At 70.3% G+C, this 27,000-nt stretch carries 20 protein-coding genes and 1 other RNA gene; 13 read left to right on the plus strand and 8 right to left on the minus strand.

Annotated features, from left to right (window positions below):
• Positions 1-43 precede the first annotated feature (43 nt).
• The 3 genes from K8556_RS23130 to K8556_RS23140 all read left to right on the plus strand — a co-directional run bounded on the left by K8556_RS23130 (position 44) and on the right by K8556_RS23140 (position 3,339).
• Positions 44-883 carry a Fic family protein gene (locus tag K8556_RS23130; RefSeq protein WP_171413429.1) on the plus strand — a complete coding sequence of 280 codons (840 nt, stop codon included), beginning with the start codon at positions 44-46 and terminating at the stop codon, positions 881-883.
• Positions 884-1,075: 192 nt separating this feature from the next.
• Positions 1,076-2,197, plus strand: coding sequence for a bifunctional oligoribonuclease/PAP phosphatase NrnA (locus K8556_RS23135; RefSeq protein WP_223742247.1), 1,122 nt, complete (start codon positions 1,076-1,078; stop codon positions 2,195-2,197).
• Positions 2,194-3,339: a cysteine desulfurase family protein gene (locus tag K8556_RS23140; protein ID WP_223742248.1), complete on the plus strand. Its 1,146-nt coding sequence runs from the start codon at positions 2,194-2,196 to the stop codon at positions 3,337-3,339. Before K8556_RS23135 ends, K8556_RS23140 begins: the two co-directional genes overlap by 4 nt.
• A gap of 22 nt (positions 3,340-3,361) precedes the next feature.
• On the opposite strand, the gene K8556_RS23145 is transcribed toward K8556_RS23140, so the two are convergent.
• From K8556_RS23145 to K8556_RS23155, 3 genes are all read right to left on the minus strand, one after another.
• Complete coding sequence (locus K8556_RS23145) at positions 3,362-3,538, minus strand: hypothetical protein (RefSeq protein WP_223742249.1); 177 nt, start codon at positions 3,536-3,538, stop codon at positions 3,362-3,364.
• Positions 3,539-3,646: 108 nt separating this feature from the next.
• Positions 3,647-4,558 carry a serine/threonine-protein kinase gene (locus K8556_RS23150; protein WP_255671364.1) on the minus strand — a complete coding sequence of 304 codons (912 nt, stop codon included), beginning with the start codon at positions 4,556-4,558 and terminating at the stop codon, positions 3,647-3,649.
• Positions 4,559-4,635: 77 nt separating this feature from the next.
• Positions 4,636-5,631: a hypothetical protein gene (locus K8556_RS23155; protein WP_223742251.1), complete on the minus strand. Its 996-nt coding sequence runs from the start codon at positions 5,629-5,631 to the stop codon at positions 4,636-4,638.
• Positions 5,632-5,790: 159 nt separating this feature from the next.
• On the opposite strand from K8556_RS23155, the gene ssrS reads away from it, so the two are divergent.
• From ssrS to tyrS, 3 genes are all read left to right on the plus strand, one after another.
• Positions 5,791-5,983: non-coding RNA, 6S RNA (gene ssrS, locus K8556_RS23160), on the plus strand.
• Positions 5,984-6,002: 19 nt separating this feature from the next.
• Positions 6,003-6,632, plus strand: coding sequence for a 5-formyltetrahydrofolate cyclo-ligase (locus tag K8556_RS23165; RefSeq protein ID WP_223742252.1), 630 nt, complete (start codon positions 6,003-6,005; stop codon positions 6,630-6,632).
• Positions 6,633-6,748: 116 nt separating this feature from the next.
• Entirely contained in the window at positions 6,749-8,011 is a 1,263-nt protein-coding gene (tyrS, locus tag K8556_RS23170; protein ID WP_223742253.1) for a tyrosine--tRNA ligase, read from the plus strand.
• A 31-nt stretch (positions 8,012-8,042) separates the two neighbouring features.
• Here the strand turns inward: tyrS and K8556_RS23175 are convergent, their stop codons facing one another.
• Positions 8,043-8,858, minus strand: a complete 816-nt coding sequence (locus K8556_RS23175) for an SDR family oxidoreductase (RefSeq protein ID WP_223742254.1) — start codon at positions 8,856-8,858, stop codon at positions 8,043-8,045.
• 95 nt (positions 8,859-8,953) lie between these two features.
• On the opposite strand from K8556_RS23175, the gene K8556_RS23180 reads away from it, so the two are divergent.
• Complete coding sequence (locus tag K8556_RS23180; protein WP_223742255.1) at positions 8,954-10,117, plus strand: EndoU domain-containing protein; 1,164 nt, start codon at positions 8,954-8,956, stop codon at positions 10,115-10,117.
• A 48-nt stretch (positions 10,118-10,165) separates the two neighbouring features.
• Here the strand turns inward: K8556_RS23180 and K8556_RS23185 are convergent, their stop codons facing one another.
• Positions 10,166-16,231, minus strand: coding sequence for an alpha-2-macroglobulin (locus K8556_RS23185; RefSeq protein WP_223742256.1), 6,066 nt, complete (start codon positions 16,229-16,231; stop codon positions 10,166-10,168).
• A gap of 51 nt (positions 16,232-16,282) precedes the next feature.
• Positions 16,283-16,924 (minus strand): RlmE family RNA methyltransferase, encoded by a 642-nt coding sequence (locus tag K8556_RS23190; RefSeq protein ID WP_223742257.1) that lies wholly within the window; start codon positions 16,922-16,924, stop codon positions 16,283-16,285.
• An 81-nt stretch (positions 16,925-17,005) separates the two neighbouring features.
• On the opposite strand from K8556_RS23190, the gene K8556_RS23195 reads away from it, so the two are divergent.
• Entirely contained in the window at positions 17,006-17,413 is a 408-nt protein-coding gene (locus tag K8556_RS23195; protein ID WP_223742258.1) for a hypothetical protein, read from the plus strand.
• A gap of 51 nt (positions 17,414-17,464) precedes the next feature.
• Positions 17,465-17,752 (plus strand): hypothetical protein, encoded by a 288-nt coding sequence (locus tag K8556_RS23200; RefSeq protein WP_223742259.1) that lies wholly within the window; start codon positions 17,465-17,467, stop codon positions 17,750-17,752.
• Here K8556_RS23200 and K8556_RS23205 read toward each other — a convergent pair whose 3' ends face one another.
• Positions 17,753-18,892, minus strand: coding sequence for an acyl-CoA dehydrogenase family protein (locus tag K8556_RS23205; RefSeq protein ID WP_223742260.1), 1,140 nt, complete (start codon positions 18,890-18,892; stop codon positions 17,753-17,755).
• Positions 18,893-19,224: 332 nt separating this feature from the next.
• On the opposite strand from K8556_RS23205, the gene K8556_RS23210 reads away from it, so the two are divergent.
• Genes K8556_RS23210 through K8556_RS23225 form a run of 4 tightly spaced genes read left to right on the plus strand, consistent with a single transcriptional unit; the run spans position 19,225 to position 25,235 of the window.
• The gene (locus K8556_RS23210) at positions 19,225-20,325 is read left to right on the plus strand and encodes an efflux RND transporter periplasmic adaptor subunit (RefSeq protein ID WP_223742261.1); all 1,101 of its coding nucleotides are present in this window, start codon (positions 19,225-19,227) and stop codon (positions 20,323-20,325) included.
• Between the two features lie 38 nt (positions 20,326-20,363).
• Positions 20,364-23,513: an efflux RND transporter permease subunit gene (locus K8556_RS23215; protein WP_223742262.1), complete on the plus strand. Its 3,150-nt coding sequence runs from the start codon at positions 20,364-20,366 to the stop codon at positions 23,511-23,513.
• On the plus strand, positions 23,513-24,076 hold the full coding sequence (locus K8556_RS23220; RefSeq protein WP_223742263.1) for a MarR family winged helix-turn-helix transcriptional regulator: 564 nt from the start codon (positions 23,513-23,515) through the stop codon (positions 24,074-24,076). Before K8556_RS23215 ends, K8556_RS23220 begins: the two co-directional genes overlap by 1 nt.
• A gap of 52 nt (positions 24,077-24,128) precedes the next feature.
• Positions 24,129-25,235 carry a hypothetical protein gene (locus tag K8556_RS23225; protein ID WP_223742264.1) on the plus strand — a complete coding sequence of 369 codons (1,107 nt, stop codon included), beginning with the start codon at positions 24,129-24,131 and terminating at the stop codon, positions 25,233-25,235.
• A 9-nt stretch (positions 25,236-25,244) separates the two neighbouring features.
• Here the strand turns inward: K8556_RS23225 and K8556_RS23230 are convergent, their stop codons facing one another.
• Complete coding sequence (locus K8556_RS23230; protein WP_223742265.1) at positions 25,245-26,996, minus strand: AMP-binding protein; 1,752 nt, start codon at positions 26,994-26,996, stop codon at positions 25,245-25,247.
• Positions 26,997-27,000: the final 4 nt, after the last annotated feature.

Consider the following 27,000-nt stretch of genomic DNA (forward strand, 5'->3'; position numbering starts at 1 on the left):
ACCAGCGCCCGGGGCGGGCCGGGGCGAGAAGGAGCCGCAGTCCGTGAAGGAACGCTACCAGGACATCGACGAGAAGAACGAGCAGTTGCGCGAGTACCTTGAGATCTACAAGGGCAAGCCGCCTGCGCGTGAGTACCTCGACCGCTTCGAGATGTCGTGGATCTACCACGACGCCGCGCTCGAAGGCGTCGTGTACACGCACCAGGAGCTGATGGCCGCGCTCTTCCCGGAGCGCACCGCGGCCGAAGCCTCCATGATCCCGGTGGTGCTGGAGATCCGCAACCACAAGGCCGTGGCGGACTACATCCGCGAGGAGGCGGCGGGCGCGAAGAAGCAGTCCGCGCTCACGCTCACCACCATCAAGCGGATGCACGACCTCTTCCTGGGCAACACGCCGGAAGCGCTGGCCGAGCGTGCGCGCATGGAGCGCCGCGAGCGCACGGAGAAGGAGCTGGCCAAGGAGCGCGACCGCGCGGGGCTGCGCAAGGACATGCCCCTGCACCGCACCTACTTCCACGACATCACCCAGCCCGCGAAGATCCAGGCCCGGCTGGAGAAGCTCGTGGACCACACCGCCAGCGCGGAGTTCCGCGAGTTCCACCCCATCAAGCAGGCGGCGGTGGTGCAGCACGAGTTCCTGCAGATCTTCCCCTTCACCGAGCACAGCGGGAAGGTGGGGCGCATGTGCAGCAACCTCATCCTGCTGCGCAACGGCTACATGCCCGCGGTCATCCACTCCATCGACCGGCAGCGCTACTACGAGTCCTTCCGCGCGCCCGTGGCCACGTTCCGCACGGTGCTGATGGACGCCATGGAGAACTCGCTGGACAACGGCGTGAAGTACTTCCGCGACCTCGGCCGCAAGTACAAGACGGTGGAGTAGCGCGGTCCGGGGCGGCGTGCTCCCGGAGGACTGGCGAGAAGGCAGGCGTCCCGCCCGTCCTCCGCCGCGGCGTGAAGAACGCGCGGCACGTCGACACCATTGGGGTGTTGGAAACACCCTTTCCGGAACGTTACGGGGAGAACATCCGACTTCTCGAATCCCTGTGCCGGAGGAAGTAAAAGAAGAGTCCCCATGCCTGTCACCCCATCCCTCCAAAGCCGCCGCGCCCAGTTGCCTGCCGGGAGCGAGCTCACGGAGCCTCCGCCAGCGCGGCTGGCCAAGCTGCCCGCCACCGACAAGCTGGCCCGCCTGCTCCAGGTGGCCAAGGGGCACCGCCGGGCGCTCATCCTCACGCACGACAACCCGGACCCGGACTCCATGGCGGCGGCGGTGTCGCTCGCCCACCTGCTGGAGCGCAAGGCCGGCATCGAGGCCCACGTGGGCTACGGCGGCATCATCGGCCGGGCGGAGAACGTCGCCTTCGTGCGCGTGCTGCGGCTGCCGGTGTCGCACGTGTCGCAGATCGACTTCAGCCAGTACGACCTCTTCGGTCTGGTGGACACGCAGCCGCCGGTGAGGAACCACTCGCTGCCGGCGCGCTACCGCGCGGACCTGGTGGTGGACCACCACCCGCTGCGCGAGGAGAGCCTGCTGGCCCCCTTCGCGGACGTGGGCGGCGACTTCGGCGCCACCTCCACCATGCTGGTGGAGTACCTGCGGGCCGCCCGGCTGGAGCCGTCCGTGGAGATCGCCACCGCGCTCTTCTACGGCATCAAGGCGGACACGCGGGACCTGGGCCGTGAGACGACCCAGACGGACGTGGACAGCTACCTGTGGCTGTTCCCCCGCTGTGACAAGCAGCTCCTGGGACAGATTGAGCACCCGGAGCTGCCGGCGCGCTTCTTCCAGCTCTTCCACACGTCCATCGAGAAGGCGAAGGTCTACCGCACCGCCATCATCACCGACCTGGAGGAGGTCTACTCCCCGGACCTGGTGGCGGAGGTCGCCGAGCGGATGATGTACCTGGAGGGGATGAAGTGGTCCCTGGCGTACGGGACTTTCCGCAACCAGCTCTTCCTGAGCCTGCGGGTGAAGGACCGGCGAATGAACGCGGGCCGCCTCATCCGCGAGCTGTGCGAGGACCTGGGCGGCTCGTCCGGCGGCCACGGCAGCATGGCCGGCGCGCGGCTGCCCCTGTCCGGCAGCGCGAACAAGCGCAAGGCGCTCAAGCGCGAGGTGGTGTCGCGCTTCCTCGAAGCCTTTGGTGTCTCCGAGGAGCGGCCGGTGTCGCTGCTGTCCGCGCAGGACACGTGATCTACTGGGACCACAACGCCGCCGCGCCGGTGCGCGAGGAGGTGGGCGCCCTGCTCGCCCGCGCCTTCACGCAAGGCGGCTTCGGCAACGCGTCCAGCGTGCACGGTGGCGGGCGCGAAGCCCGGGCCCGGCTGGACGCGGCGCGAGCGAAGGTGGCGCGCGTCCTGGGCTGCGAGCCGAAGGAGATCACCTTCACCGCGTCGGGCAGCGAGGCGGACGCGCTCGCGCTGGTGGGAGCGTACGCGGCCCGCCCGGTGAAGGACCGCCGCCGCGTGGTGTCCACCACGGTGGAGCACCCGGCGGCGCTGGGCGCGCTCACGCAGTTGGAGAAGGACGGCGCCCAGGTGGTGCGGCTGTCCCCTGACGCCAACGGCCGTGTCCCGCTGGAGGCCGTGCTGGAGGCGCTCACGCCGGACACCGCGCTGTGTTCGCTGATGTGGGCCAACAACGAGACGGGCGTGCTGCAGCCGGTGGCGGAGGCCGCGCGCGCGTGCCGTCAGCGAGGCATCCTCTTCCACACGGACGCCGTGCAGGCCGCGGGCAAGGTGCCGCTCACCTTGCGCGAAGTGGACGCGGACCTCCTCTCCCTCTCCGCGCACAAGTTCGGAGGCCCCCAGGGCGTGGGCGTGCTGGTGGTGCGCAAGGGCGTGGACGTGCGGGCGCTGACGCCCGGGCACCAGGAGGGAGGCCGGCGCGGAGGCACGCAGAACGTGCCCTACGCCGAGGCCCTGGCCCTGGCCCTGGAGCTGGCCACCGAGGAGCAGCCCGGCACCGCCGCGAGGGTCGCCGCCCTGCGCGACACCTTCGAGGAGCAGGTGCTCCAGCGGCTGCCCGGCGTCACGGTGAACGGCGCGGGCGCGCCCCGGGTGCCCAACACCAGCAACCTGCGCTTCGACGGTGTGGAGGGGGAAGCGCTGCTGATGGCGCTGGACCTGGAGGACATCCGCGTCTCGTCGGGAGCGGCCTGCGCGTCCGGCACGCTGTCCCCATCCCACGTGCTGCGCGCCATGGGCCTCTCCCCCGCCGACGCGCGCGCGAGCCTGCGCTTCAGCCTGGGCCCCGGCACCACCGGCGCGGAGGTCACTCGCGTCGTGGACGCGCTGTGCACGCACGTGCCCCGGGTGCGCGCGCTCGGAGGCTGAGGCCCGCGCCGCGCGGGGCCGCTCACCACTTCTGGTCGGGCAGGTTCTTCTCGCGGACCTCCGGGTCGGGCTGTCCGTAGCCGGGCATCCCCTCCTTGGCCTCGTCGGGCTTGGGCGGAAGCCGCTCGTCGCCGTGCCGCGTCTCGCGGGTGGGCTGCTGCTGCTCGGGCTGCTGCTGCTGCTTTCGCTCGGTCGCCATGGACTCCTCCCGGTGCGTGTTCGCGGGAGGAAAGGTCATCATCCGGGGCAGGCGCCGCAGCGGGCTTCACCGGCTGGGGGCCCACACGCCAGGGCCCTGCCCGCCCGGCTACCCGTTGTCGTCGGAGGGGCCGTTGGACGGCGAGCTGCGGTACGCGGGCATCTCGTCCGTGGTGCCGAACAGGCCGCGCACCACCGCCGCGATGGCCAGCGGCGTCCCCACGCGCTCGTCGAAGTGCGGCGACAGCGCCTTCGCGTACTCCTCCGCGGACGGGAAGCGGTCCTCGGGGTTCTCCGCGAACGCGCGCGCCAGCACGTCGTCCAGCGCCTGCGGGATGTCCGGACGCACCGAGCGCAGGAGCCGGTACTTGCGCGACAGGATGCCCGCGAAGACCTCCTCCGGCGTCGTGCCCACGAAGGGCCGGCCCAGCGTGAGCAGCTCGTAGAGCACCACGCTCGCGGCCCACAGGTCCGCCTCCGGCGTCACGGCGCCCTGCAGCGACTCCGGGGACAGGTAGTACGGCTTGCCCAGCACCTCGCCGCCCTGGAGCTTGCCGTCCACCAGCACGCGCGACACGCCGAAGTCGCCCAGCTTGATCTCCCCCACGCGGGAGATGAACAGGTTGGACGGGGACACGTCGCAGTGGACGATGCCCAGCGGCTTGCCGTCCGGCCCGGTGGCGGTGTGCGCGTACGCGAGCGCCTCCAGCAGCACCTTCGCCAGGTACACCGCGAAGTCGACGGGGAGCGGAATCCCGCGCGCCTTGCAGCGGCGCAGGATGTGGCCCAGGTCGCGCCCGTCCACCAGGTCCATCACCAGGAAGGACACGTCGTCCAGCATCCCGGCGTCCAGCACCTTCACGATGTTCGGGTGGTCCAACTGGCGGGACAACTGCGCCTCGCGGCGGAAGAGGTCCACCGACGCCGGGTCGCGGGTGAGCGCGGGCAACAGCCGCTTGAGCGCCACGGTCCAGCCTTCATGGGGACCGGAGCGCACGCGCGCGCGGTACACCTCGGCCATACCGCCCTTGCCCAGGAGCGATTGGATTTCGTAGTTGCCGAAGACGCGGATGGGCTTCGACACGGGAGTCGGCGCGTTCACGGGCTGGAGCTTCCAGCTCCTTGTGGATCACGGCCCTGGACCCGCTGCTTGCGACCGCGGGCCTGCTTCACCAGCGCCTCGTACAACGTTCCCTCATTGGCGAACTGCTGGAGCTCGCGCTCCACCAGCGCGTTGCCCTCCGGAGGAGACCAGCCTTCCTGCAGCGCCCGCTTCAGCGCGGCCTGGGCGAACGCGGACTCCTGCGCGGCCCGCTTCACGCACGCGGTCCAGAAGAAGGCCTCCGCCCGCGCCGCGCCGCTGCCCACGCTGCGCGCCTGATCCAGGTACTTGAGCGCCTCCGGCTGCTGCTTGCGCAGGTGGTACGCCACGCCCATGCCCGTCAGCGCCCAGGCGTTGTTCTTCTCCTTCTCCTGGGACAGCACCAACTGGAACTGCTGCGACGCCCCGAAGGGGTTGTTGGGCAGCAGCGACTGCCCCAGCTTCAGGGTGGCCGCCACGTCCAGGGGCTCCAGCCGGCGCTGCGCCGCCACCTGCGCGGCCCCACCGGACGGCGGAGGAGGCACGGGCGCCTGCACCTGGCGCTGCTCGGGGGCCTGCGCCGTCGCCGGCGTCACCGCCGCGCCCTGCTCCGTCGCGCGGAGCACCAGCATCCGGTTCTTGGGCAGCGCCGGGGACTCGCAGTCGTCCTCCAGCTTCACCACGCCGCCCAGCGCCCGCTCCTCCACGTTGTAGACGAGCATCACCGGGAAGCTGCGGGACGGGGTGCAGGTGTCCCCCGTCTGACAGAGCGTGAGCTCCCCCAGGAAGACGTTTCCCTGGAAGTCCCCCGTCAATATCGGCTCGGCGGCCGGGCGCTGGCAGGGCCCCCCGGCCGGCGCCGTGCCGACCAGGTGCTCCCCGTCCGAGCGCAACTCGATGGGGCCGAAGGCATCCGCCTGATAGGTACTGTTGAGCTGCGGACCCGCCCAGGCGAATCCGGAGGCGAGGCAGGCTACCGCCGCGAGAGCCAATGTTGGGGTCGGGAGCGACATGTCGGGGACCCGGGCATCATAGAAGTCCACGGGGCGGCTTGTAAACGCGCGAGGACGGCTTGACCGCACGCTTCTCCATCCTTATCATTTTCCCAGAACGCCCTGGGATTTTCCCAGTAATTCTAAGGACTTGCAGCACGATTTGAGTGGTAAAAGGTCTGTTCCCTGCGGGGTGCGTGATGCCCAGCAGAAATTCGAACCGATACGTCCATTCCGGGGTCCGTTTCGGTCGCCATGTGCAAGCCCTCCCCCTTCACCGGGGATGAGGGAAGCCTGCGGTGACATGATTTCGGTCCCCACCTGGCTTCTAAGGGTTCAATGGACGCTGGACACACGGCTCGGCGGGGGACTCTTTCTTTGGAGCGGCGGCGGTGAGCGAGACGGCGGTGGATACGGCGGCGGCGGCGGAGAAGAAGGTAACGCTTCGTGAGGAACTGACGGCGCGCCGCAAGGCGATGACCAACGACCTCATCGACGAGCGGGGCCTCAAGGTCCAGTCTCGATTCCTGGCATCGCCCTATTACGACAAGGCGCGGACGGTGGCGCTCTACGCCCCCATCCGGGGCGAAGTGCCCACCCGGGACATCCTCATCGCGGCGTTGCAGGACGAGAAGATCGTCTGCTACCCGCTGTCCCACGTGCACGGGCGCATCCTGGCCTTCCGGGCCATCAAGTCGGAGAGCGAGCTGGAGCCGGGGCGCCTGGGCGTCCGTGAGCCCACGAACTCCTCGGACCTGATTCCGGTGGATCAGATCGACCTGTTCGTGGTGCCCGGACTGGGCTTCAGCCCGGACGGCAAGCGGCTGGGGCGCGGCGGTGGCTACTACGACGCCACCCTCAAGGCGGCCAGCCCGCGCAGCCGCCGCGTGGGGCTCGCGTTCAACGACCAGATCGTCCAGGCGCTGCCCACCACGAGCGACGACGTGGACATGGACCAGATCGTCACGGAGAGCCAGACGCTGCGCGGCCTCTACCGCAGCTTCGACTTCCTGGACACCTGACGGCACCTGACGGCCCCCGAGCCGTAGGACGACAGTCAGGGTGACAGCCACGGGTGGGGCGGACACGGAAGTCCCGCCCTGCCCGTCGCCTTTTTTGGGCTAGTGTCCGCGGCGCCATGAACCCGGACGCGCTGCGCAAGGCAACCCCCGAAGAGCAGTTCGAAGAAGTCACTCGCGGCACCGTGGACCTCCACGTGCCGGAGGACCTGAAGAAGAAGCTCCAGCGCTCGTATGACAAGGGCAAGCCCCTCATCATCAAGGCGGGCTTCGACCCCAGCCGTCCCGACCTGCACCTGGGCCACACGCTGCTGCTCACGCGCATGCGGCGCTTCCAGGAGTTCGGCCACACGGTGGTCTTCCTCATCGGTGACTTCACCGCGCTCATCGGGGACCCGTCCGGCAAGAACGCCGCCCGGCCTCCGCTCACGCGCGAGCAGGTGAAGGTCAACTCGGAGACGTACAAGCAGCAGGTCTTCAAGGTCCTGGACCCGGACAAGACGGTGGTGAAGTTCAACTCGGAGTGGCTCGACGCGCTGGGCACCGAGGGGATGATCCGCCTGGCCGCGCGCTACTCCGTGCAGCGCATGCTCGAGCGCGACGACTTCAAGAAGCGCTACCGGGAGAACACCTCCATCGCCATCCACGAGTTCCTCTACCCGCTCCTGCAGGGCTACGACTCCGTGGCGCTGAAGGCGGACGTGGAGCTGGGCGCGACGGATCAGCTCTTCAACCTGCTCGTCGGCCGCCAGTTGATGAAGGAAGAGGGCATGGAGCCGCAGGTCATCATGACCGGCCCCATCCTGGAGGGCCTGGACGCGAAGCTGGTGGACGGCGTCATCACCGGCAACAAGATGTCCAAGAGCCTGGACAACTACGTGGGCATCGACGAGCCGGCGGACAGCATCTTCGGCAAGTTGATGAGCATCACGGACGACCTGATGTGGCGGTACTACAAGCTGCTCTCCGCCATGCCGCTCAAGCAGGTGCTGGAGCTGGAGGAGCAGACGAAGTCCGGCGCGGCGCACCCCAAGGCCGCGAAGGTCGCCTTCGCGCAGGAGATGGCCGCGCGCTTCCAGGGTGAGGAGGCCGGCCGCAAGGCGGCGGAGGACTTCGAGAAGCGCTTCGCCAAGAAGGAGCTGTCCACGGAGGACCTGCCGCTCGTGGAGGTGTCGCTTGGCGGCGCGGAGAAGCTGCTCGTCACCAAGCTGCTGCCGGAGACGAAGTTCGTCGCCTCCGCCACCGAGGCGCGCAAGATGATGGGCCAGGGCGGCGTGAAGGTGAACGGTGAGAAGGTCACCGACCCCAAGGCGGAGCTGGGGGCCGGCGAGTACACCGTGCAGGTGGGCAAGCTGAAGGTCACGCGGGTGAAGCTGTCCTGACGTGACGTGACGGACGCCGCCCGGGCCTGTTTCAGGGCGCGGGCGGCTCCTTCGGCAGCGCGCCTTCGTACAGCGCGGCCGAGCGCCCCATCATGAAGCCGTGGGGCAACAGCTTCATCATCGCCGCGAGGAAGCGGTTGAGGACGCCGGGCACGCAGAGTTCGCGGCGGTGCACGAACGCCTCCACGGCGATGCGCGCGCAGGCCTCCGCGGACATGATGCCCACGTCGCCCGCCTTGAACTTCCGGTCCAGGCCGGACACCGACAGCATCTCCGTGGCGATGCCGCCGGGCGCGAAGACGGTGACGGACACGCCCGCCTTGCGCAGCTCGTAGGCCAGGCCGCGCCCGTAGCTGATGACGAACGACTTCGACGCGGCGTAGGCCGTCTGGTACGGCAGCGGCGCGAAGCCCGCGGTGCTGGCGACGAGCATCAGCGCCCCGCCCCCGCCCCGCTTCGCGAAGTGCGCGCCGAAGCGCTGGGACATCCGCACCACGCTGGTGATGTTGGTGGCGAGCAGCGCGTCGAAGGACTCGGGCTGCTGCTCCAGCGCGTGGCCGAAGTAGGTGACGCCCGCGTTGAGGATGACGCCGTCGACGGTGCGGCCGGACGTGGCGGTCTCGAAGACGCGCTCGGCTTCGCCGGGCTTCGTGAGGTCCGCGGAGAGGGGCAGCACCTGCACGCCGTGCGCGGACTCCAGCTCCGCCTTCAGCGCGGCGAGCCGGTCCTCGCGGCGGGCCACGGCGATGATGTGGGCGCCGTGCTCCTTCGCGAGCAGGCGGGCCATCTCCAGCCCCAGGCCGGACGACGCGCCGGTAATGAGCACCCAGCGGCCTCGGAAATTCATCGGTTTCATATCGGGCGCGTTTATTTCGCGGCGCGGCGCCGGGCGCAACCGGGGAACAGCGGGCTTGGGGCGCCCCTGTTAGAGTCCGGCCCACCATGCGCCTCTCCGGGTCGCTCGCCTGCTTCTTCCTGGCCCTCTCCACCGCCCCCGTCGCCTTCGCGGGGAGCGGCGTCTTCGTCACCGAAGAGGCCGTGGACGCGGTGGACCAGCCCCAGTCCTCCAAGGTCGTCTTCTCCGTGCAGCCGGGCGTGTCCTATCCGCTCGTGAAGAAGGGCGGCCCCGACCGCGCGTGGTGCAAGCTCCAGGGGCCTGGGGCCGAGGGCTGGGTGCTCTGCGATGGCACGCCCACGGAGGCCGTCCAGAAGGCGCCGGACACGGACGCGCTCGTGCGCGCGGACCATGCGAACACGCGCCAGCAGCAGGTGTCGCGAGGCGGCGGGGCCCTCGCGGAGGCAAAGCCCATCGGGAGCGGAGCCGGTGCGGGTGCGCCCCCTGCGGAGCCGGACGACACGGAAGAGGTCACCGTGGCGGTGCGCGCACCGGCGAGTCGCGCCGCGGCTCCGGGCGACGCGGCGGCCTGCGCGAGCACGTGTGATCAACCGCCCCTCTTCGCCAAGGCCCCGGCGCTGTCCGCGCTGGACCGCGAGGTGCTGGACCTGTGCCCCGCGCGCCCCGACGCGAGCGTGAGCGCCGGGGACGTGCAGCGCTTCTTCGCGAAGCACTACGACGACGCGCGGGTGCAGCGCGCGCTGTCCGCGGCGGGGCGTCCCGGCTCGCGGCAGGCGAACATCGAATGGCTCACGAGCCTGTGGGTGAGCACCGGCCCGCGCAACGCGTTCACGCACGTCTTCTGCGGGGATGACTGGCAGCGCGGCCCGATTGGCGGCCTGCACTTCCTGCCCCGCTACGCGCAGCTCGAGGCGGAAGGCAAGGTCTGCTACCAGGGCCCGGCCCGGGGCGAGGACGCCGTGCGCGGCGAGCAGTACCTCATCCGCTTCAAGGGGCTGTCCCCGTGGTCCTGCGGCGTGAAGCGCACGGGCGGCTTCTCCACGTCGCAGGACGCGGTCTCCATCGCCGCCATCGGGACCCGGGCGTTCGCGCGCTGCTGTGCGCGCGGCGGGGCGAAGAAGGAGGGCGGCGTCTACTCGGCGCCGGACGTGGGCGGCGGAAACTGGCGCATCTGGTGCGGCACGCGCAACGGCACCTACGGCATCGCCACGCTGCACCCCACCGACGAAGCCGCCACCTGCACGGAGTAGCAGCGGACCGGCGCCACGAAGGACGCCGGTCCCCTGCCCCGCCGGGGCCTACTGTGCCTTGTCCACGGTGAGCACCGCGCCCGTGGAGTAGGCGGTGAACTCCGGCGCGTACACGGACTGCACCGTCGCCGGGCCCACGCGGAACGTCCCCGCCATGTTCGCGCGCAGCCGGTACTTGAAGGTGTACTCACCGGCCGGCAGCGACTCGAAGAAGAAGTTCGTCCCCGAGTCGCGCGTCTCCTCGTACCAGACGATGCCCAGGTCCCACTTGTGGCGGGACTGCGCGTTCTCCGGCTCCAGGCCCGCGGCGCGCGGGTCCCTCAGGTGCACGTACTCGGCGGCGTGCTTCGTGCGCAGCGACAACTGCACCTCCACCTCGTCGCCGGGCCGCAGCCTCGCGCCGTCCGACAGCGGGCGCAGCAGCGTCTGGTTGCCTTCGCGGAGGCGCACGAAGTAGCGGCGCGACACCTGGAAGAAGTCGCCGCGCTCCTCCTTGGGGAGCTGCTCCGTGGAGAAGTGCCACGTGGCGGACGCGATGGCGAAGCCCGGCGTCGTCTTCTCCACCACCGTGGTCGCCGTGCTCGCGTTCACCTCCGGACCGGGGACGACGATCTGGTTCTTCTTCCCCGTGTACACGTCCGGCGAGAAGCTCAGGGCCACCGCCTTGGAGCCCACCGTCACCTTCAGCTCCTCGCGCGCGGCCAGCGAGCCCTCCGCCTCCATGTAGTTCACCAGCGCGTAGAGCGCCTCCGCCGTGGCGCGGGTGGACTTCCAGTGGTTCACCTTCTTGTCGAGCAGCAGGTACTGCACCAGGCCCGCGCGGCGGGGGTCCTTCGGGCGCAGCTCCGACAGCGTGCGCAGCGCGAAGGCGTGCGTCTCCGTGGAGTCGTTGTACCAGAGCCAGCCGCGGTCCTCCGGCGCCCAGTACGTGCCCAGGTCCTGTGACGTCTTCGCGGAGTCCATCACGCTGTCCCAGACCTTCTGCGCGTCCTTCGTGCGCTTCGACCGGTTCAGCGTGAGCGCCAGGTACCCCTTGAGGTACGGCGAGTGCTGCTTCCAGTGCTTGAAGGAGAACTCGAGCATCCGCTGCCGCTCGGCCGCCGTGAGCGCCTCGCCCGTGTAGCGCGCGTCCGGGTACGCGGACGCCACGAAGTTGAGGAACGTGAGGAACTCCCAGCCCAGGTCCTTCTTCATCAGCCGGTTCGCGTAGTCGTCCCGGAAGTGCTTCGCCAGGTAGCCCCACGCGGGCTCCGTCATGGAGGGCGACACCTCCACGCCGTGCTCCATGGCGCGCGACAGGCCGTGCAGGATGTAGAGCGTCATGTACGGCGACGACGGGCCGCCCGGCCACCAGGGGAAGCCGCCGTCCGCGTTCTGCGCCTTGCGCAGCTTCTGCTGCGACGACATGCGCTGGGCCTGGGCCACCTTCGGATCCAGCACGCGCAGGAGCGCCTCGTCGTTGCCCGTCCCGCCCTTCGCCTCGTTGAGCCAGGGCGTCTCCTCCAGCGCCATCTTCCGGTTGGGGTCCGCGTCGTCGAAGGTCTCGAAGCGCGTGCTCCGCTGGCTCAGGTCCTTGGCCACCTTCGCCACGGCCGGATACTTGTCGAAGAGGCTGGAGACGATGCCCGTGGATACGAAGCGGTTGAGGGTCTGCTCCGTGCACTCATAGGGGTAGTCCACCAGGTACGGCAGCGCCTGGAGCACGGAGTAGAAGAGCTGCGCGTCCACCGTCACGACGAGCTGCTCGTTCACGCGGGTGGGGTCGTCCGACTTCTTCAGGTCCTCGAACGTCAGCGTCCGGCGGTCCTGGTTGTTCAGCATGGCGAAGCGCGACTGCGACAGGTGCATGCGGCCGGGCAGCACCGGCAGGGGCCGCAGCTCACCGTCGCTGAACGCGCCCGTCTTCGCGACCACGCGGAAGGCCACCGGCCCCACCCGCGCGGGCGTGGTGATGGGGAAGCGCAGGTGCGTGCCCTTCCCCGCCGCCACCGTGAAGGCCTGAGAGGCCGTCTTCACGCCGAAGTCCGCGAGCAGGCTCTTCTGCGTGTCCGGATCCACGATGTCGAGCGTGAGCTGGCCCTGCTGCGGCTGGGTCCCCGCGTTGTTCACCACGACCTCCAGCTCCGCGCGGTCGCCCTCGCGCAGGAAGCGCGGCAGGTAGGGGCGCACCATCAGCTCCTTCACGCTGCGGGTGGCGCGCTGCGTGGAGCCCCCGCGCAGATCCCTCGTGAGCGCGTGCACCCAGACGTCCCACGCCGTCACCGAGTCCGGCACCGTGAACTCCAGCACCGCGGCCCCGTCCGGCCCGGTGAGCAGTTGCGGAATCCAGAACGCCGTCTCCGCGAAGTTCGAGCGCAGCGGCTCCTCCGACCCTTCCCCCGGCTCCGGTGCGCCGGGCGCCCCCTTGATGATCTGGATGATCTCACGCCGCTTCTGCTCCAGCACCCGGCCCTCCTTCGGCGCGGAGGCCATGGACGGCGCGGGCGCGGGCGGAGGAGGCGGCGGCGCGGCGTCCGCCTCCGGCTGGATGCCCCCGGGCTTCGCGGCCGTGGCGCGCATGCGGCGGCCCACTCCGCCGTAGTAGTTGCGGTAGCCCGGACCGCCCAGCCCGTAGCCCTCCCCGAACCTGAGCGTGTCGGCGCTGAGGTCCGGCGCGTCGGGTCCGTCCCGGACCAGCTCGTCGAAGAGCCAGTCCGCCCCGAAGACACCACCGGACGCCCGGGTGTCCACGTAGACGGGCTGCTGCGGATACAACTGCGCCACCTGCGGCGGCGTGTGCGGGCCGAAGACGTTCAGCGACTGATCGTACATGTACGCGAGCAGCTCCGCGGCCCCCGCCTCCAGCTTCGCGCCCTGGGGCCCCTTCACCGTCACGCGGAAGGTCTCCTTCGCGCCGGGCCGCAGCGTGTCCCGGAACGTGGCGAACTCCAGGCTCAGCTCCTTGTCGTCGAAGGGCACGGCCACCGTCTGCTGGAAGCTCAGCGACTGCCAGTCGCGCACCATCGTGAGCACCACCGTGAAGCCGCCGCGCAGGGACTCCGTCACCGGCAGCTCCACCACCGCGCGCCCCTGCCCCGCCGTCAACTGACGGTGCTCGACGCGCTGGCGCCCCTGGTACACGTCCAGCATCAACGGCTGGCCCTCGAAGCCGGAGGCCACCATCAGCCGGGCCACCTCGCCCACGCGCACGGAGGCGCGCTCCGCCGCCAGCACCGCGGGCAGCCCCGCCGGAGCCCGGGCTCCCGCCACCACGAAGTCCCGCTGCGCGGTGGCCTTCTGACCAAACGCATCCGTCGTCTCGTAGCGCAGGCGGTACGCCCCCGCGCGCAGCGCCGGCAGCTTCACGGTGGCCACCCCGTCCGCGCCATGCGTCACCGCCGCCTGCGCCACCTCCGCGCCGTCGTCCCAGCGCTGCAGCGTCTGCTCCACGTCGTAGCTCGTGTCCCAGCGCGCCTTGAGCGAATCCCCCGGCGTGGGGGAGGTCTCCTTGAGCGACTGCGCGTCCGCGTCCAGGGGCTTGGGCCTGTCCACCGGGACCTCCGACGGCATCAGCGGGCGGCCCGGAGCCTTCAGGGCGATGAGCCGCCAGCGGCCCGGTCCGGCCTGCGGCGCGCCATCCAGGTTCGAGCGGACGAGCCGCACCTCCGACGGGAAGTCCTCGCGGACGAAGCCCACGTCGGAGTCCACGCGGCCCTCCACCGACACGAAGCCCAGGCGGAAGGCGCGGGTCGCGGAGCGCGTCTCACCGCCCTCGTCCGTCAGGTCCGCCTCCACGCGGTAGCGCCACGACATGCCCTGCGCCTTCGCGAGCCGCTCGTCCGCCTCCGGGGTGAACGCCACCGTGAAGCCGCCGTCCTCCCCCACCGTGGCCGTCCCGGAGGCCACCAGGTCCGTGGTGGCCGGGATGCGCTCCCAGAACCACCAGCGCGGCAGCACCGGCTCGCGCGACACGCGCCACTTCACCGCGCCGCGCGTCACCGGCAGGCCGAAGTAGTAGCGGGCCTCGCCCTTGAACGTCGCGCGCCGGTTGAGCCGCAGGGCCTCCGGCGCGTCCTTCAGCGTCACCTCGAAGGTGGGCCGCTTGTACTCCTCCACTCGCACGTTCGCGTAGCCGTTGGGGCGGGTGCGCACCGTCCACTGGCCCAGCGGCCGCCCCGAGGGGATGTCGAACTCGCCCGCCACCGACCCGAACGTGTTGGTGCGGGCCTCGCGCTTGGACACCTCCTGGCCGTTGGGGTCCACGAGCGTCACCGTCACCGGCGAGTCCGGCAGGACGCGGTAGCGCTTGGACGCCACCTCCGGACGGTAGGCCACCACCTTCCACAGCAGCTTCTGCATGGGACGGTAGACGGCGCGGTCCGTGTAGATGAGCGTCTGGTCATCCAGGGACGGCTCATGGGCGGAGGACAGGTACATCGACCCCGGGACCACCATCACGCCCTTGCCCCGGCCCACCACCAACTGCATGTCCTCGTAGCGGTTGGCGTCCGAGCCCGTGACCAGCAGGTCGCCGTTCGCGTCCGTGCGGCGGCTGGTGACCCCGAAGCGGCGGGTGCGGTAGTCCGACGTCACCAGCCGCACCTCCACGTTCGCGGCGCCCGCCCCCGTGGCCCCGTCCACCACGTGGACCTCCGCCTGGTTGGGGTTCGCCTTGCGCACCGTCACCGCCCAGGGCGACACGGACATCGGCAGGGAGAGGATCCGGCTGTTCTTCTTCGCGAAGTCCTCGCGCGTGGACAGGGCGATGACGTATGCGCCCGGCTTGAGCGCGGGCGGGGTCACGAACGTCTGGTGCCGCTGGAAGTCCGGCGTGGGCGGCAGCGCCGTGCTCCACGCGGCGTCCGGCTTGCGAGACGCCACCATGCGCAGCATCTCCGCGGTGGAGGGGAACAGCGACAGGTCCTCGTCGGGCTTCGCGAGCCGCGCCTCCACGTCCAGCGCGTACGCCCGGAAGTACACCGCGCCCACGTTGCGGTGGCCCACCAGGATGGAGCGCTTGCCCGGCCCGTCCACCTGCATCCCGGTCGCGTACAGCTCCGGCGCCTCCAGGCTCCCCACCAGCGCCGCGCACTGCATGCCGCCCACCGACTTCGGCCACGCCTCCGCGCCCGCCTTCGCCAGGGCATGCGCGGTGATGGCGCGGCCCGCCTGCTGCTCCAGCGCCGCCAGCTCGAACTGCCCCTTGGACCACCACGGCACGTCCCGGAAGCCCTTCAGGTGCGCGGCCAGGTGCTCACGGATGCGCCGCTTGTCCGCGGCCTCGGTGAACGACGCCTCCATCGCCGCGTAGCGCCGCAGCCGCGCCTCCAGCGCCGCCTCGCGCCGGCCCGCCGCCAGGTGCCACGCCTCCAGGTCCCCCAGCACCGCCGCCACCTTCAGCAGCGGATGCACGGACGGGTCCTTCAGCTCCACCTTCGGCGTGCCCTCCAGCAGCGCGCCCAGGTCCAGCCGGTACACGCCCTGCTCCTGCTCCGGGCGCCACAGGTCCGTGTCGTCCAGCGAGTCCACCCACAGGTACGTCACCGCGTCGCGCACCGTGGACCGGATGCCGTCCGGATAGGTGTTGGGCTGGATGTACTCGGACAGCCCCTTCACGGGCTCCGTGCCGAACTTCTGCCGCGACTCCCAGACGGCGGCGTAGGTGCGCTGGATCTCCGCTGAAATCTGATCCTTCGTCCACGCCTTCAGGTCCACCGGCCCGGAGGACACCACCTGCTCGCGCTGGCCAATCTCATAGCTGTACGACTGCTGGTAGTTCGCGAGCACCGCCGCGTAGAACAGGTGGAGCGTGGCCTGCTGCCGCAGCCCCTCCGGCCAGGGCTGTTCACGCAGGAAGCGCACCGTCGTCTCATAGCCATGCAGCCGCGTGCGCAGTTGCACCGTGCGCACCAGCGCGCGCGTCCACTCGTCGGCGTCACCCTGGGCCTTCGCCGCGGCGAGCCGGGCCTCGGCCCCCTGCGCGGCGGACTCCACCTTGTCGTCCTCGACGAGCGCGTCGATGGCCTTCCACGTCGGGGGCCCCTTCGCGGGGGCGGCCACGGACACGGAGGACAGCGCGAGGGACAGCAGACACAGGACGACGGCGGCGGGACGCGAGCGTGGTGGAGAAGCCATAGGGGCGGCACTCTAGACGCCGCCCGCGTCCCTGGCGTTCCCTTCGCTGTTTCAGGACGCCGCTGGCGCCGGAGCCCGGCGCCGCAGCCCCACCACGTAGACCTCCATGCTGGCGCCGCGCGTGGCCTCCGGACGGACGCTCTTCACCTCCTCGAAGTGCTGGCGCACCTCGTCACGGAAGGCCTCGAAGTCGCCGCCCATGAAGACCTTGGCCACGAACGTGCCGCCGGGCCTGCCGCGCGTGGCGGCCACCTCCAGCGCCTTGCCCGCGAGCCGCAGGCTGCGCGCCTCGTCCGTGCCCTTGATGCCGGACGTCTTGGGCGCCATGTCGGAGATGACCGCGTCGAAGGGACCGTCGTACATCGCGGCCAGCTTCGCGTCGAAGTCGTCCGCGAGCACGTCCAGCACCGCCGTCGTCACCCACTTCTGGGTGAACGGCCGGATGGCGACGATGTCCACGCCGATGACGCGCCCATTCATCCCCACCGCGTCCGCCAATATCTGGAGGAACCCGCCCGGCGCCGCGCCCAGATCCAGCACCGCCGCGCCCTTCTTCACGGACCCGGGGAAGCGCTTGAGGATCTCATCGACCTTGAACGCGGAACGCGCTCGCAGTCCCTCTTGCTTGGCTTTCTGGAAATAGTGGTCTTTAGGACGGTAGGGCTTGCCCATGTCAGAAGCCGTCCCTAGCATCCGCTACTGTCTTCGGAAAGCCGGAGCAGTCGCGGCCTGTCGGCTGGCCGCGCCCACGGACTTCGCCGGAGGGTTGGTGGCATGGGCACCCGGAGCGTGACAGCGGCCTTGTGCATCTCCCTGCTCTTCGCGGGTGGGGCGGCGTTCTGCTACGCACGCGCCGAGGCCCTGCAGGCGGAGGGGCGCTGGCTGATGGCCCGGGGCAGCGCCCAGGCCTCCGACTTCGCCCAGAAGCTGGACGGCAGCTCCGTGGACGCCCAGTTGAAGACGTTCAAGGAGCGCCGTGGGGTGATGGAGCAGGCCCACCGCTGGCAGCGCGGCATGCTGCTGGGCATCATGGCCGCCGTCCTGTCCGCCCTGTCCGCCTACGTCCTCTTCCTCCTCAAGCGGCTGGATGATCAGCTCCTGGACGCCACCGGCGAGCTGCGCCGGCCCCAGGAGGCCTCCTCCCTGCCCGCCCCGGCGTTCGCGCCCAGCGTCCAGCGTTAGCCGGGACTCTGGCAGGATGCCCTCCGTCACCGTCTGACGGGGAGGACCGCCATGCCCGGCTGCGCGCACTGCGGACGCACGCTCGACATCATCGCCAACCAGGTGGGCCGCCGCGACACGTGTCCCGGCTGCGAGGAGGACCTGCGCTCGTGCCGCAACTGCCGGCACTTCGACGAGTCCGTGGCCAAGGCCTGCAAGGAGCCCTTCGCGGAGGTGCCCCGAGACAAGGACGAGGCCAACTTCTGCGAGCTCTTCCAGTTGGGCGAAGGCGGCCTGCACCAGAAGGACTCCCGCGACGCGATGCTCAGCGCCGCGGAGGCCCTCTTCGGCAGGAAGTAGCTAGAAGCCGTACAGCTTGGAGATGATCTCCTTCATCACCTCGGACGTGCCGCCGCCGATGGTGATGAGCCGCACGTCGCGCCACATGCGCGCGATGGGCGTCTCCTCGATGTAGCCCATGCCGCCGAAGAACTGCTGGCAGTCGTAGGCCACGCGCTGGGCCAGGTCTCCGGCGAACAGCTTCGCCATGGAGATCTCCTTCACCGGGTTCTCCTTCCGGTCGTAGAGGTCCACCGCGTAGTAGTTGAGCCGCCGCGCCGCCTCCACCGCCGTCAGGTGCTCCACGAACTTGTGGCGCCACACCTGGAACTTGATGAGCGGCCGGCCGAACGCCTCGCGCTCGTTGCCGTACTGGAGCGCGTCCTCCAGCATCCGGTCCATGCCGCCCACCGTGGTGATGGCGCCCACCAGGCGCTCACCCTGGAAGTTGGTCATGATGTGGTAGAAGCCCGCGTTCTCCTCGCCCAGCACGTAACGCGCGGGGATGCGGCAGTCCTCGAAGTAGAGGATGGCCGTGTCCGAGGACAGGTTTCCAATCTTGTCCAGCTTCTTGGAGACGCCGAACCCCTTCACGTCCGTGGGGAACGTCACCAGCGAGATGCCGCCGTAGCCCTGCTCACCCGTGCGCACCGCCAGCGTGATGAAGTCCGCGCGCGTGCCGTTGGTGATCCACATCTTGGAGCCGTTGATGACGTAGTCGTCGCCGTCCCGGCGCGCCGTCGTCTTGATGCTCGCCACGTCGGAGCCGCACCCCGGCTCGCTCACGCCCAGCGCCGCGATGCGCTCGCCCTTGAGCGCGGGCTCCAGGAACTCGCGCTTCTGCTCGTCCGTGCCGATTTCGTTGATGATGGGCGTGGCCATCTGGCTCTGCACCAGCAGCGCCATGTTCACGCCCGCGTTGCGGCTGCGCGACAGCTCCTCCGCGAACGCCGTCACGTACCAGTAGTCCAGGCCGCTGCCGCCGAACTTCGGGTCGTGGTTGATGCCCAAAAAGCCCAGCTCGCCGCACTTCTTGAACAGCTCCTTCGGGAAGATGCCCGCCCGGTCCCACTCCAGACCGTAGGGCGCCATCTCCTTCTCCACGAAGGCGCGCACCGACCTGCGAAACGCTTCGTGGTCCTCGGTGAACGGGTTGAGCATCGCGAGTCCTCGGGGGTTGTCCCGCTGTGGGTTGATTCGCGAGTCAATAACAGGCCCCCGGCGTCAGCCACAAGCGACGCGCCCCGTCCCCACCCCGCCCGGCGCCCGCCTTCCTGGTGACGCAGCGCGCCGGCACCGGTGTTGTGAAGAAGTCTGAAGCTCGGCAGGGCAAGCAGCCAACCCCGCAGGATGACTGGGGAGTGGATAGTCCGCACTCCGGAGTATCCTCTTGACAGATAATCGAGCGTCGGTAATTTCTAGCCCACAAAGAATTAGCCGGAGCAGGTGCCAGGGCGGGTGTCCCGCCGGCGACCCGGCAGGAGTTCGGACGCGTGAATCAGCGAATCTTGGCTGCCGTGGTGGCCGTGGCGGTGTCGACGGCGGGGTGCTCGAAGGCGGGCGCGGAGAAGGCGCAGCTTCCGGCGCAGCAGGAAGGCTCCAACGCGCTGGGCGTCAAGGCCATCACCCCGGCCACGGAGCTGGAGCAGAACGTGACGCGCGTGACGGGGCAGGTCCGCTCCAAGCAGGAGGCCGTCCTGGGTCCCCAGGCGACGGGCACGCTCGCGAAGGTGAACGTCCGGGTGGGCGACAAGGTGAAGAAGGGCGACGTGCTGGCGCAGTTGGACACGTCCAACGTGGCCATCGCGGTGGACCAGGCGAAGGCGGCCAAGGACATGGCGGAGGCCGCGCTGCAGTTGGCCACCAGCAACCTGGAGCGCACCCGCAAGGTCGCCGAGTCCGGCGGTGTCGCGGCCAACGCGCTGGAGCAGGTGGAGATTGGCCAGAAGCAGGCCGCGGCCCAGGCGGCCCAGGCGGGCGCGGCCTACCGGCTGGCGCTGGAGAACCTGCGCGACCACAACATCGTGGCGCCCTTCAACGGCATCATCACCGCGCGCAACAAGAACGTGGGTGACTCCGTGGCGATGACGCCCTCCACGCCGGTGTTCTCCATCGTGGACACGGACGGGCTGGAGATCCGGATGATGGTGCCGGAGTCCGTCATCGACAACGTGACGCCGGGCACGGTGACGCCGGGCACCGTGAACCCGAGCGGCATGCGCTTCGAGGCGAAGGTGGCCAACGTGGGCGCCGTCATCGACGCGCAGAGCCGCACCGTGGAGGTGCTGGCGGACGTGACGGGCAAGACGGACCACCCGCTGCGCCCCGGCGCGCTGGTGGAGATGGACTTCTCCAAGGCCGCGGGTGACGCGGGCAACGGCCTGTTCCTGCCGGCGCAGGCCGTCAGCAGCAAGGGCCAGGACGGCTTCGTGTGGGTGGTGCAGGACGGCACCGTGCGCAAGCGCGACGTGCGCGTGCAGCGCGTGCTGCCGGGCTACGTGAAGGTGCTGCAGGGCCTGACGGCGGAGGAGCGCGTGCTCGCCGACGCCTCGCTGGACGTCAAGGAGGGGACCGCCGTGCGCGTCGCGCAGTAGCGGTCCCTGCCCTCCCCTCTTCTTTCCTGGGTACCTGAATGCTCAAGACCTTCATTTCACGGCCCATCTTCACCGCCATGCTGATGCTGGCGGTGGTGGTGTTCGGCCTGTTCGCCTATCCGAAGATCGGCGTGGACCAGTTCCCCGACGTCGACTTCCCCGTCGTCACCGTGACGACCATCCTCCCGGGCGCGGACCCGGAGACCATCGAGAAGAACGTCTCCGACCCGCTGGAGGAGGCGCTCAACACGCTCAACGGCGTGGACACGCTCAAGTCCATCAACGTCGAAAGCGTTTCGCAGATCGTCGTGCAGTTCAAGCTGTCCACCAAGGTGGACATCGCGGCGCAGGACGTGCGCGACCGCGTGCAGGCCACGTTGAGCAAGCTGCCGGACGAGGTGGAGACGCCCGTCGTGGAGAAGTTCGACATCGGCGCGGCCCCCATCATCACGCTGGCGCTCGCGGGCGCCCTGCCGGTGGAGGAGCTGACGCGCGTGGCGGATGACGTCGTGAAGCCGGCCCTCCAGCGCCAGCAGGGCGTGGGCAGCATCGACATCGTCGGTGGCCGTGAGCGGGAGATCCAGCTCGTGGTGGACCCGCAGCGGCTGCGCGGCTTCGGCCTGGCCGTCAGCGACGTCAGCCAGGCGCTCAAGGCCCAGAGCCTGGACGTCCCGGGTGGCCGCAGCATGGACAGCGGCCGTGAGCGCATCGTGCGCCTCACGTCCGAGGCGAAGAGCGTGGAGGACATCCGCAACATCATCATCACCAGCGCGGGCGGTTCTCCCATCCGCGTGCGCGACATCGCGGAGGTGGTGGACGGCCCCGCGGAGCAGCGCTCGGGCGCGAAGAGCGGCGAGCGCAGCGCGGTGGCGCTGGTGGTGCGCAAGCAGTCCGGCTCCAACACGGTGCAGGTGGCGGACCTGGTGAAGGAGTCACTGGCGGAGATCAACAAGTCGCTGCCCGCGGGCGTCCAGGTGGAGACGGTGACGGACAACTCGCGCTTCATCCGTTCGTCCATCCACGCGGTGCAGGAGGACCTCATCCTGGGCGGCGTGCTCGCCGTCCTCATCGTGTTGGTGTTCCTGCGCAACCTGCGCTCCACCATCGTGGCGGCCATCGCGCTGCCGGTGTCCGTGGTGGGCACGTTCGCGGTGATGGCGGCGCTGGGCTTCACCTTCAACATGATCACGATGCTGGCGCTGACCCTGTCCATCGGTCTGCTCATCGACGACGCCATCGTGGTCATCGAGAACATCGTCCGTCACATGGAAGAGGGCGCCTCGCCCATGCAGGCCGCGCTGGAGGGCGCCGGACAGATTGCCCTCGCGGTGCTCGCGGTGACGCTGGCCATCGTGGCGGTGTTCATCCCGGTGGCCTTCATGGACGGCATGATCGGCAAGTTCTTCTACCAGTTCGGCGTCACGGTGGCGGTGGCCACGCTCATCTCCTACGTGGTGTCCATGACGCTCACGCCGATGCTGTCCTCGCGCCTGCTGCGTGAGCACGGCCACCCGACGGGCATCTCCGCCTCGGTGGAGAAGGTGCTGGTGGGCATGGAGAACGGCTACCGGAAGATCCTGGGCGGCATCCTCCGTCACCGCGCGCTCACGATGATCGTCGCGGTGGTGGTGCTCTTCGCGACCTTCGGCCTGGCCCGCTTCCTCAAGTTCACGTTCATCCCGGAGCAGGACAACGGCAACATCAAGCTCACGGTGGAGCTGCCCATCGGGTCCACCATCCAGGAGACCCAGGCGCAGTTGGACACCTACGCGGCGCAGGTCCAGGCGCTGCCGGGCATCGCCTCCACGTTCACCACCGCGGGCGGCGGCGTGCAGGAGGAGGTCCACAAGGGCGAGGTCCTCATCAACCTGAAGCCGGTGAGCGAGCGCGCCTTCAAGCAGAGCGAGCTGAAGGCCTACCTGCGCCAGACCCTCAAGGCCCCCCCGGGCATCGTGGTGGCCGTGCAGGACGTGGCGGCGGTGTCGGGCGGCGGCGCGAAGTCGCAGCAGGTGCAGTTCAACCTGCGCGGCGACAACTGGAAGGAGCTGACGGAGTCCGCGGAGAAGATGCGCCAGGCGATGCTCAAGAACCCGGGCCTCACCGACGTGGACATGACGTACCGCTCCGGCAAGCCGCAGTACGACGTGCAGGTGGACCGCGACCGCGCGGCCACGCTGGGCGTGCCGGCCGCGGCCCTGGGCCAGACGCTGCGCGCCTACCTGGGCCGCGACAAGGTGCTGGACTACCGCGAGGGCGGCGAGACGTACGAGGTGAAGCTGCGCCTGCCTCCGGAGACGCTGGCCTCCGCGGACGCGCTCGGTCAGTTGTCCGTGCGCTCCCCCACGGGGCAACTGGTGGAGCTGCGCAACCTGGCCCGCATCGTCCCCGCGGAGGGTCCGGTGCAGATCGACCGGCAGGCGCAGCGGCGGCAGATCACCATGCTGGCGAACCTGAAGGAGGGCTACGCGCTCTCCGACGCCATCACCTACATGCAGGGCTACGCCGCCACGGAGCTGCCCAAGAGCGTCACGGGCGAGCTGGAAGGCAACGCGAAGGAGCTGGGCAAGTCGGTGGCCGCGTTCGGCACGGCGCTGCTCCTGGGCATCATCCTCATCTACATGATCCTCGCGGCGCAGTTCGAAAGCCTCATCCACCCGTTCACGATCATGCTGTCCTTGCCCTTCGCCTTCATCGGGGCCATTGGCGGCCTGCTGATCACCGGCCAGTACATGTCCATGTTCGCCCTCATCGGCGTCATCATGCTCATGGGCCTGGTGGTGAAGAACGGCATCCTCCTGGTGGACTTCACGCTGCAGGTCCGTGAGAAGGGCCGCACGGCGCACGAGGCGCTCCTGGAGGCCGCCCCGGTGCGTCTGCGCCCCATCCTGATGACGACCATCGCGATGATCGCCGGCATGATCCCGGTGGCCATCGCCAAGGGCGACGGCGCGGAGACGCGCGCGCCCATGGCCATCACCATCATCGGCGGCCTCATCACCTCCACGTTCCTCACGCTGGGCGTGGTGCCGGTGGTGTACTCGCTGCTGGATCAGCTCGCCGCGCGCTTCAAGCGCAACAAGGGCAGCGACCCCGGCTTCGCGGGTGGCTCCGGCACGGCGCACGGTCCGGTCAACCAGGACCGTGAGCGGGAGGCCGCGGCGGCCGCGGCCCGGGTGGAGACGGCCTGATGCGCCGCCCCACCTCCATCATGCCGCCCTCGGAGCCGGACGCGCGCTCCGAGGGGAAGGACGAAGCCGCCGACGAGAAGGCCATGATGGAGCGCCTGCTCCAGGAGGGGGACCAGTCCACGCCGGACTCGCGCCGCTTCATGGGGCTCATCCGGGAGCTGGCCCACTTCCGCTCCCTGAGGGACCCGCTGGCGAGCCTCTGCGACGACATGCGGCTGACCCCCACCCAGGTGCACGCGCTTGGGTGGCTGGGCATGGACGGCCCCACCCAGGTCGGGGTGCTGGCCCAGCGCATCGGCATCACCAAGAAGACCATCACCGGCGTGGTGGACCGCCTGGAGGACATGGGCATGGTGGAGCGCGGCCGGGACGCGGAGGACCGCCGCGCCGTCACCGCGAAGCTCACCGACCGGGGCTGTGAAATCTACAAGGTCATCCAGTTGATGACGGACGCGGGCATCCGCCGGTTGATGGGCCTGCTTCCCGAGGAGGACCGCGAGGCGCTGTTCGGCATCATCGAGCGGATGCTCGCCCGCATGAAGGCCAGCGCCCCGCCGCGCTGAGGACGTCTCCCAGGTGCGTGGACGGGCGCGGGCTGCGACACTGCCCGCGCCCATGCTCCCCTCCTTCGTGGCCCTGCTCGGGCTTGGCCTGAGCGCCGCTCCCCCGCCCTCCCCCGCCCCTTCCGCCTCCGCGGTGCTCCACGCGCAGTGCCGCGCGCACGCGGCGGACCCCGCCCGCCCCTGGGCGCTCGCGCACGGCATGGACCTGGACGGCAAGGCCTTCCGGGCGCGGGATGGGCGCGCGGCCTCGGACGCCATCGTCGCGGGGTTCCTGCGCCGGGACGCCCCCGACGCGGGGGGCGCGGCCCGCTACTTCTTCGACGCCTTCACCCCGGACGGCACGCCCGTGGAGCCCCACCCGGCGCTCCAGGTGAAGACGTTCCTGCTCGCGGGCTACCCGCGCTCGCAGGCGTTCCCCACCGCGTGGGGAAAGGTGACGCTGCGGGAGCTGGTGGCGTCGCTCCAGCACGACTTCCGCCCCGCGCTCGCCACCTCGCCGGACGGAGCGTGGGCGCTGGACGCGCTGTCACACGTGCTGGAGCCCGGGGGCGCGTTCGTCAACGGCGCGGGTGAGACGGTGCGCATGGACGCGGTGATGGACGCCGCGCTCGCCACGCTGGAGTCCGCGAACGCGGAGCTGATGCGGGGCATGAAGGCGGGCCTCCCCCAGGTGCCCAAGAACAGGCAGGGCATCTACGCGCACCCGTGTGGAGGGCTCCACTTCTTCCAGGCCGTCGCGGGCTGGGCGCGCTTCCCCGCCGTGCGCAAGGCCTGGGGCGCGCGGCTGGACGCGCAGGTGGACGTGCTGGTGTACCGGCAGGGCTCGGAGGCGAAGCAGTACGAGGCCGCCCTCACCGCCGCGCCCGCGTACCGCGTCCCGGTGCTGGTGCAGATGGTGAAGTTCCACGGCCACTTCCTGGAGGCGCTGGGGCGCTACCGGGACGAGACGGGCTGGAAGCCCACGCCCGCGCAGGCCCGGGCGGTGGCGGAGGCGAAGGCCGCGCTGGAGCACGCCACGCTGAGGCTGGAGGCCACGGGCGCCTTCCGCGACACGGAGGCGCTGGCCAGGACGCAGCCCCAGCTCGCCCTGGACCTGGTGGGCGATGCGTGCCACGCGGCGCGCGGGTGGGACCTGTGGGCCTCCACGAAGGCCCGTTGAGCCCCGGGCTCAGGGCCCGTCCTGACGCCGGCCCCCCGGCTTGAGCCGCTGGAGGCCCGCGGTGAGCGCCGCCTTCCCGGAGGCCATCCACCGCCGGCCCCGCTGCCGCGCGACCATCACCGAGCCCAGCACGAGCCGCTGCGCGCGCATCTGGAGCAGGTCCGCCCTCAGCTCCATGGGCGTCACGGTGCGGATGCGGCCCTGCTCGTAGGCCTCCGTGATGGCGCGGCGCTGGAGCTTGCCGCTGCTCGTCTTCTGGAGCTGGCCGTAGCGGATGAAGAGGACGTCCTCCTGCGCGAGCGTCACGCCCACCGTCTCCAGCACCGACTGACAGACCTGCTTGCGGCTGGCCTCCAGGCGCTCCAGCGCGGACGGGTGGTTCACCTCCGCCAGCACCACGAGGCGCCCCTTCACCTGGATGACGGCGGTGCGCCCCGGGCGGATGAAGGCCAGCCGCTCCACGGCCTGCTCGAAGTCCGCGGAGAAGAAGCTCTGGCCGTTCACCTTGATGCGGTCGTTGATGCGCCCGGTGATGAAGAGCTCGCCCTCCTTCTGGAAGCCCAGGTCGCCCGTGGCGTAGAAGCCGTCCTCGCCGCGCAGGGGCCGGTCGTCCAGGAAGTACGACGGCGCCAGGCTGCCGCCGCGCAGCTCGATTTCCCCCATCTCGCCCTCGCCGCACGGCCGGCCGTCCTCGGCGCGCAGCCGCACCTCGAACTCCGTCAGCGGGCGGCCCACGGAGATGGCCGGCTGGCCGTTGGGCGCGGTGATGACGCGCACCGTCTGGCGCGGCGGCACGCTCGCGACCATCAGCACCGTCTCCGCCATGCCGTAGCAGGGCATGAACACGTCGCGCCGCAGGCCGCACGGGGCGAGGATCTCCAGGAACTGCTCCAGGTTGGGGATGTTGATGGGCTCGCTGCCCAGGTAGATGCTCTGCACGCGCGACAGGTCCAGCCGCTTCAAATCGTCCGCGTCCGCCGACTTGAGCGACTTGAGCGCGTAGTCGATGGCGAAGTTGGGGATGACGGAGCCCATCACCTTCTCGGAGGAGATGAGCTCCAGCCAGCCCAGCGGGTCCATCAGGAACGACGCGGGCTGGGACAGCAGCAGGTCATTGCCCACCGTGATGCAGGTGAGCAGCCCGCCGATGAGCCCCATGTCGTGGTAGAGCGGCAGCCAGCTCGTCACCCGGTCCTCGGCCGTGCGGCCGTCGTGCCGGATGATCATCCGCAGGTTCGCGGCCAGGTTCTCGTGGGTGATGGGCACGCCCTTGGGGAACGACGTGGACCCCGACGAGAACTGCACGAACGCCAGCTCCTCCGGCGCCACCTCGCGCAGCTTCGCTCCCGGACGCTTCGCGCCCGCGGGCGGCGGCGGCAGGCGCTCCAGGGGCAGCTCCAGGCCGGCCAGGCTGGGCACGTCCAGCACGAGCTGCGCGCCGTAGCGCTCGCGGATGCGCCCGAGGAACTCCCGGTAGGGCCCCTTCGGCGTGCTCAGGATGTACGGCTTCACGGACAGGGGCACCGCGCCCAGCTCCATCAGCGCCAGGAAGGCGAAGATGACGGACGAGGAGGTCTCGAAGGGCAGCACCACGCGCGTGCCCGGCGCCACGCCGCGCGCGCGGAAGTGCTCCGCCGCCCCGGCCACCCGGGAGGCGAACTCCCGGTAGGGCACGAACTCCGGCGGCCCGACGAAGTCGTCGTAGAGAAACAGGCCGCGCCGCGGGTCCACCGCCTCCAACCGCTGGATGATGTCGAGCATGTGA

It is taken from the genome of Corallococcus sp. AS-1-12 (assembly GCF_020036995.1).
GTDB lineage: Bacteria > Myxococcota > Myxococcia > Myxococcales > Myxococcaceae > Corallococcus.

Coding starts and splice junctions, on each gene's coding strand:
- K8556_RS23135 (WP_223742247.1), top strand. CDS start 1,076: ATGCCTGTCACCCCATCCCTCCAAAGCCGCCGCGCCCAGTTGCCTGCC.
- K8556_RS23145 (WP_223742249.1), bottom strand. CDS start 3,538: ATGGCGACCGAGCGAAAGCAGCAGCAGCAGCCCGAGCAGCAGCAGCCC.
- K8556_RS23150 (WP_255671364.1), bottom strand. CDS start 4,558: ATGGCCGAGGTGTACCGCGCGCGCGTGCGCTCCGGTCCCCATGAAGGC.
- K8556_RS23155 (WP_223742251.1), bottom strand. CDS start 5,631: ATGTCGCTCCCGACCCCAACATTGGCTCTCGCGGCGGTAGCCTGCCTC.
- tyrS (WP_223742253.1), top strand. CDS start 6,749: ATGAACCCGGACGCGCTGCGCAAGGCAACCCCCGAAGAGCAGTTCGAA.
- K8556_RS23175 (WP_223742254.1), bottom strand. CDS start 8,858: ATGAATTTCCGAGGCCGCTGGGTGCTCATTACCGGCGCGTCGTCCGGC.
- K8556_RS23180 (WP_223742255.1), top strand. CDS start 8,954: ATGCGCCTCTCCGGGTCGCTCGCCTGCTTCTTCCTGGCCCTCTCCACC.
- K8556_RS23185 (WP_223742256.1), bottom strand. CDS start 16,231: ATGGCTTCTCCACCACGCTCGCGTCCCGCCGCCGTCGTCCTGTGTCTG.
- K8556_RS23190 (WP_223742257.1), bottom strand. CDS start 16,924: ATGCTAGGGACGGCTTCTGACATGGGCAAGCCCTACCGTCCTAAAGAC.
- K8556_RS23195 (WP_223742258.1), top strand. CDS start 17,006: ATGGGCACCCGGAGCGTGACAGCGGCCTTGTGCATCTCCCTGCTCTTC.
- K8556_RS23200 (WP_223742259.1), top strand. CDS start 17,465: ATGCCCGGCTGCGCGCACTGCGGACGCACGCTCGACATCATCGCCAAC.
- K8556_RS23205 (WP_223742260.1), bottom strand. CDS start 18,892: ATGCTCAACCCGTTCACCGAGGACCACGAAGCGTTTCGCAGGTCGGTG.
- K8556_RS23215 (WP_223742262.1), top strand. CDS start 20,364: ATGCTCAAGACCTTCATTTCACGGCCCATCTTCACCGCCATGCTGATG.
- K8556_RS23220 (WP_223742263.1), top strand. CDS start 23,513: ATGCGCCGCCCCACCTCCATCATGCCGCCCTCGGAGCCGGACGCGCGC.
- K8556_RS23225 (WP_223742264.1), top strand. CDS start 24,129: ATGCTCCCCTCCTTCGTGGCCCTGCTCGGGCTTGGCCTGAGCGCCGCT.
- K8556_RS23230 (WP_223742265.1), bottom strand. CDS start 26,996: ATGCTCGACATCATCCAGCGGTTGGAGGCGGTGGACCCGCGGCGCGGC.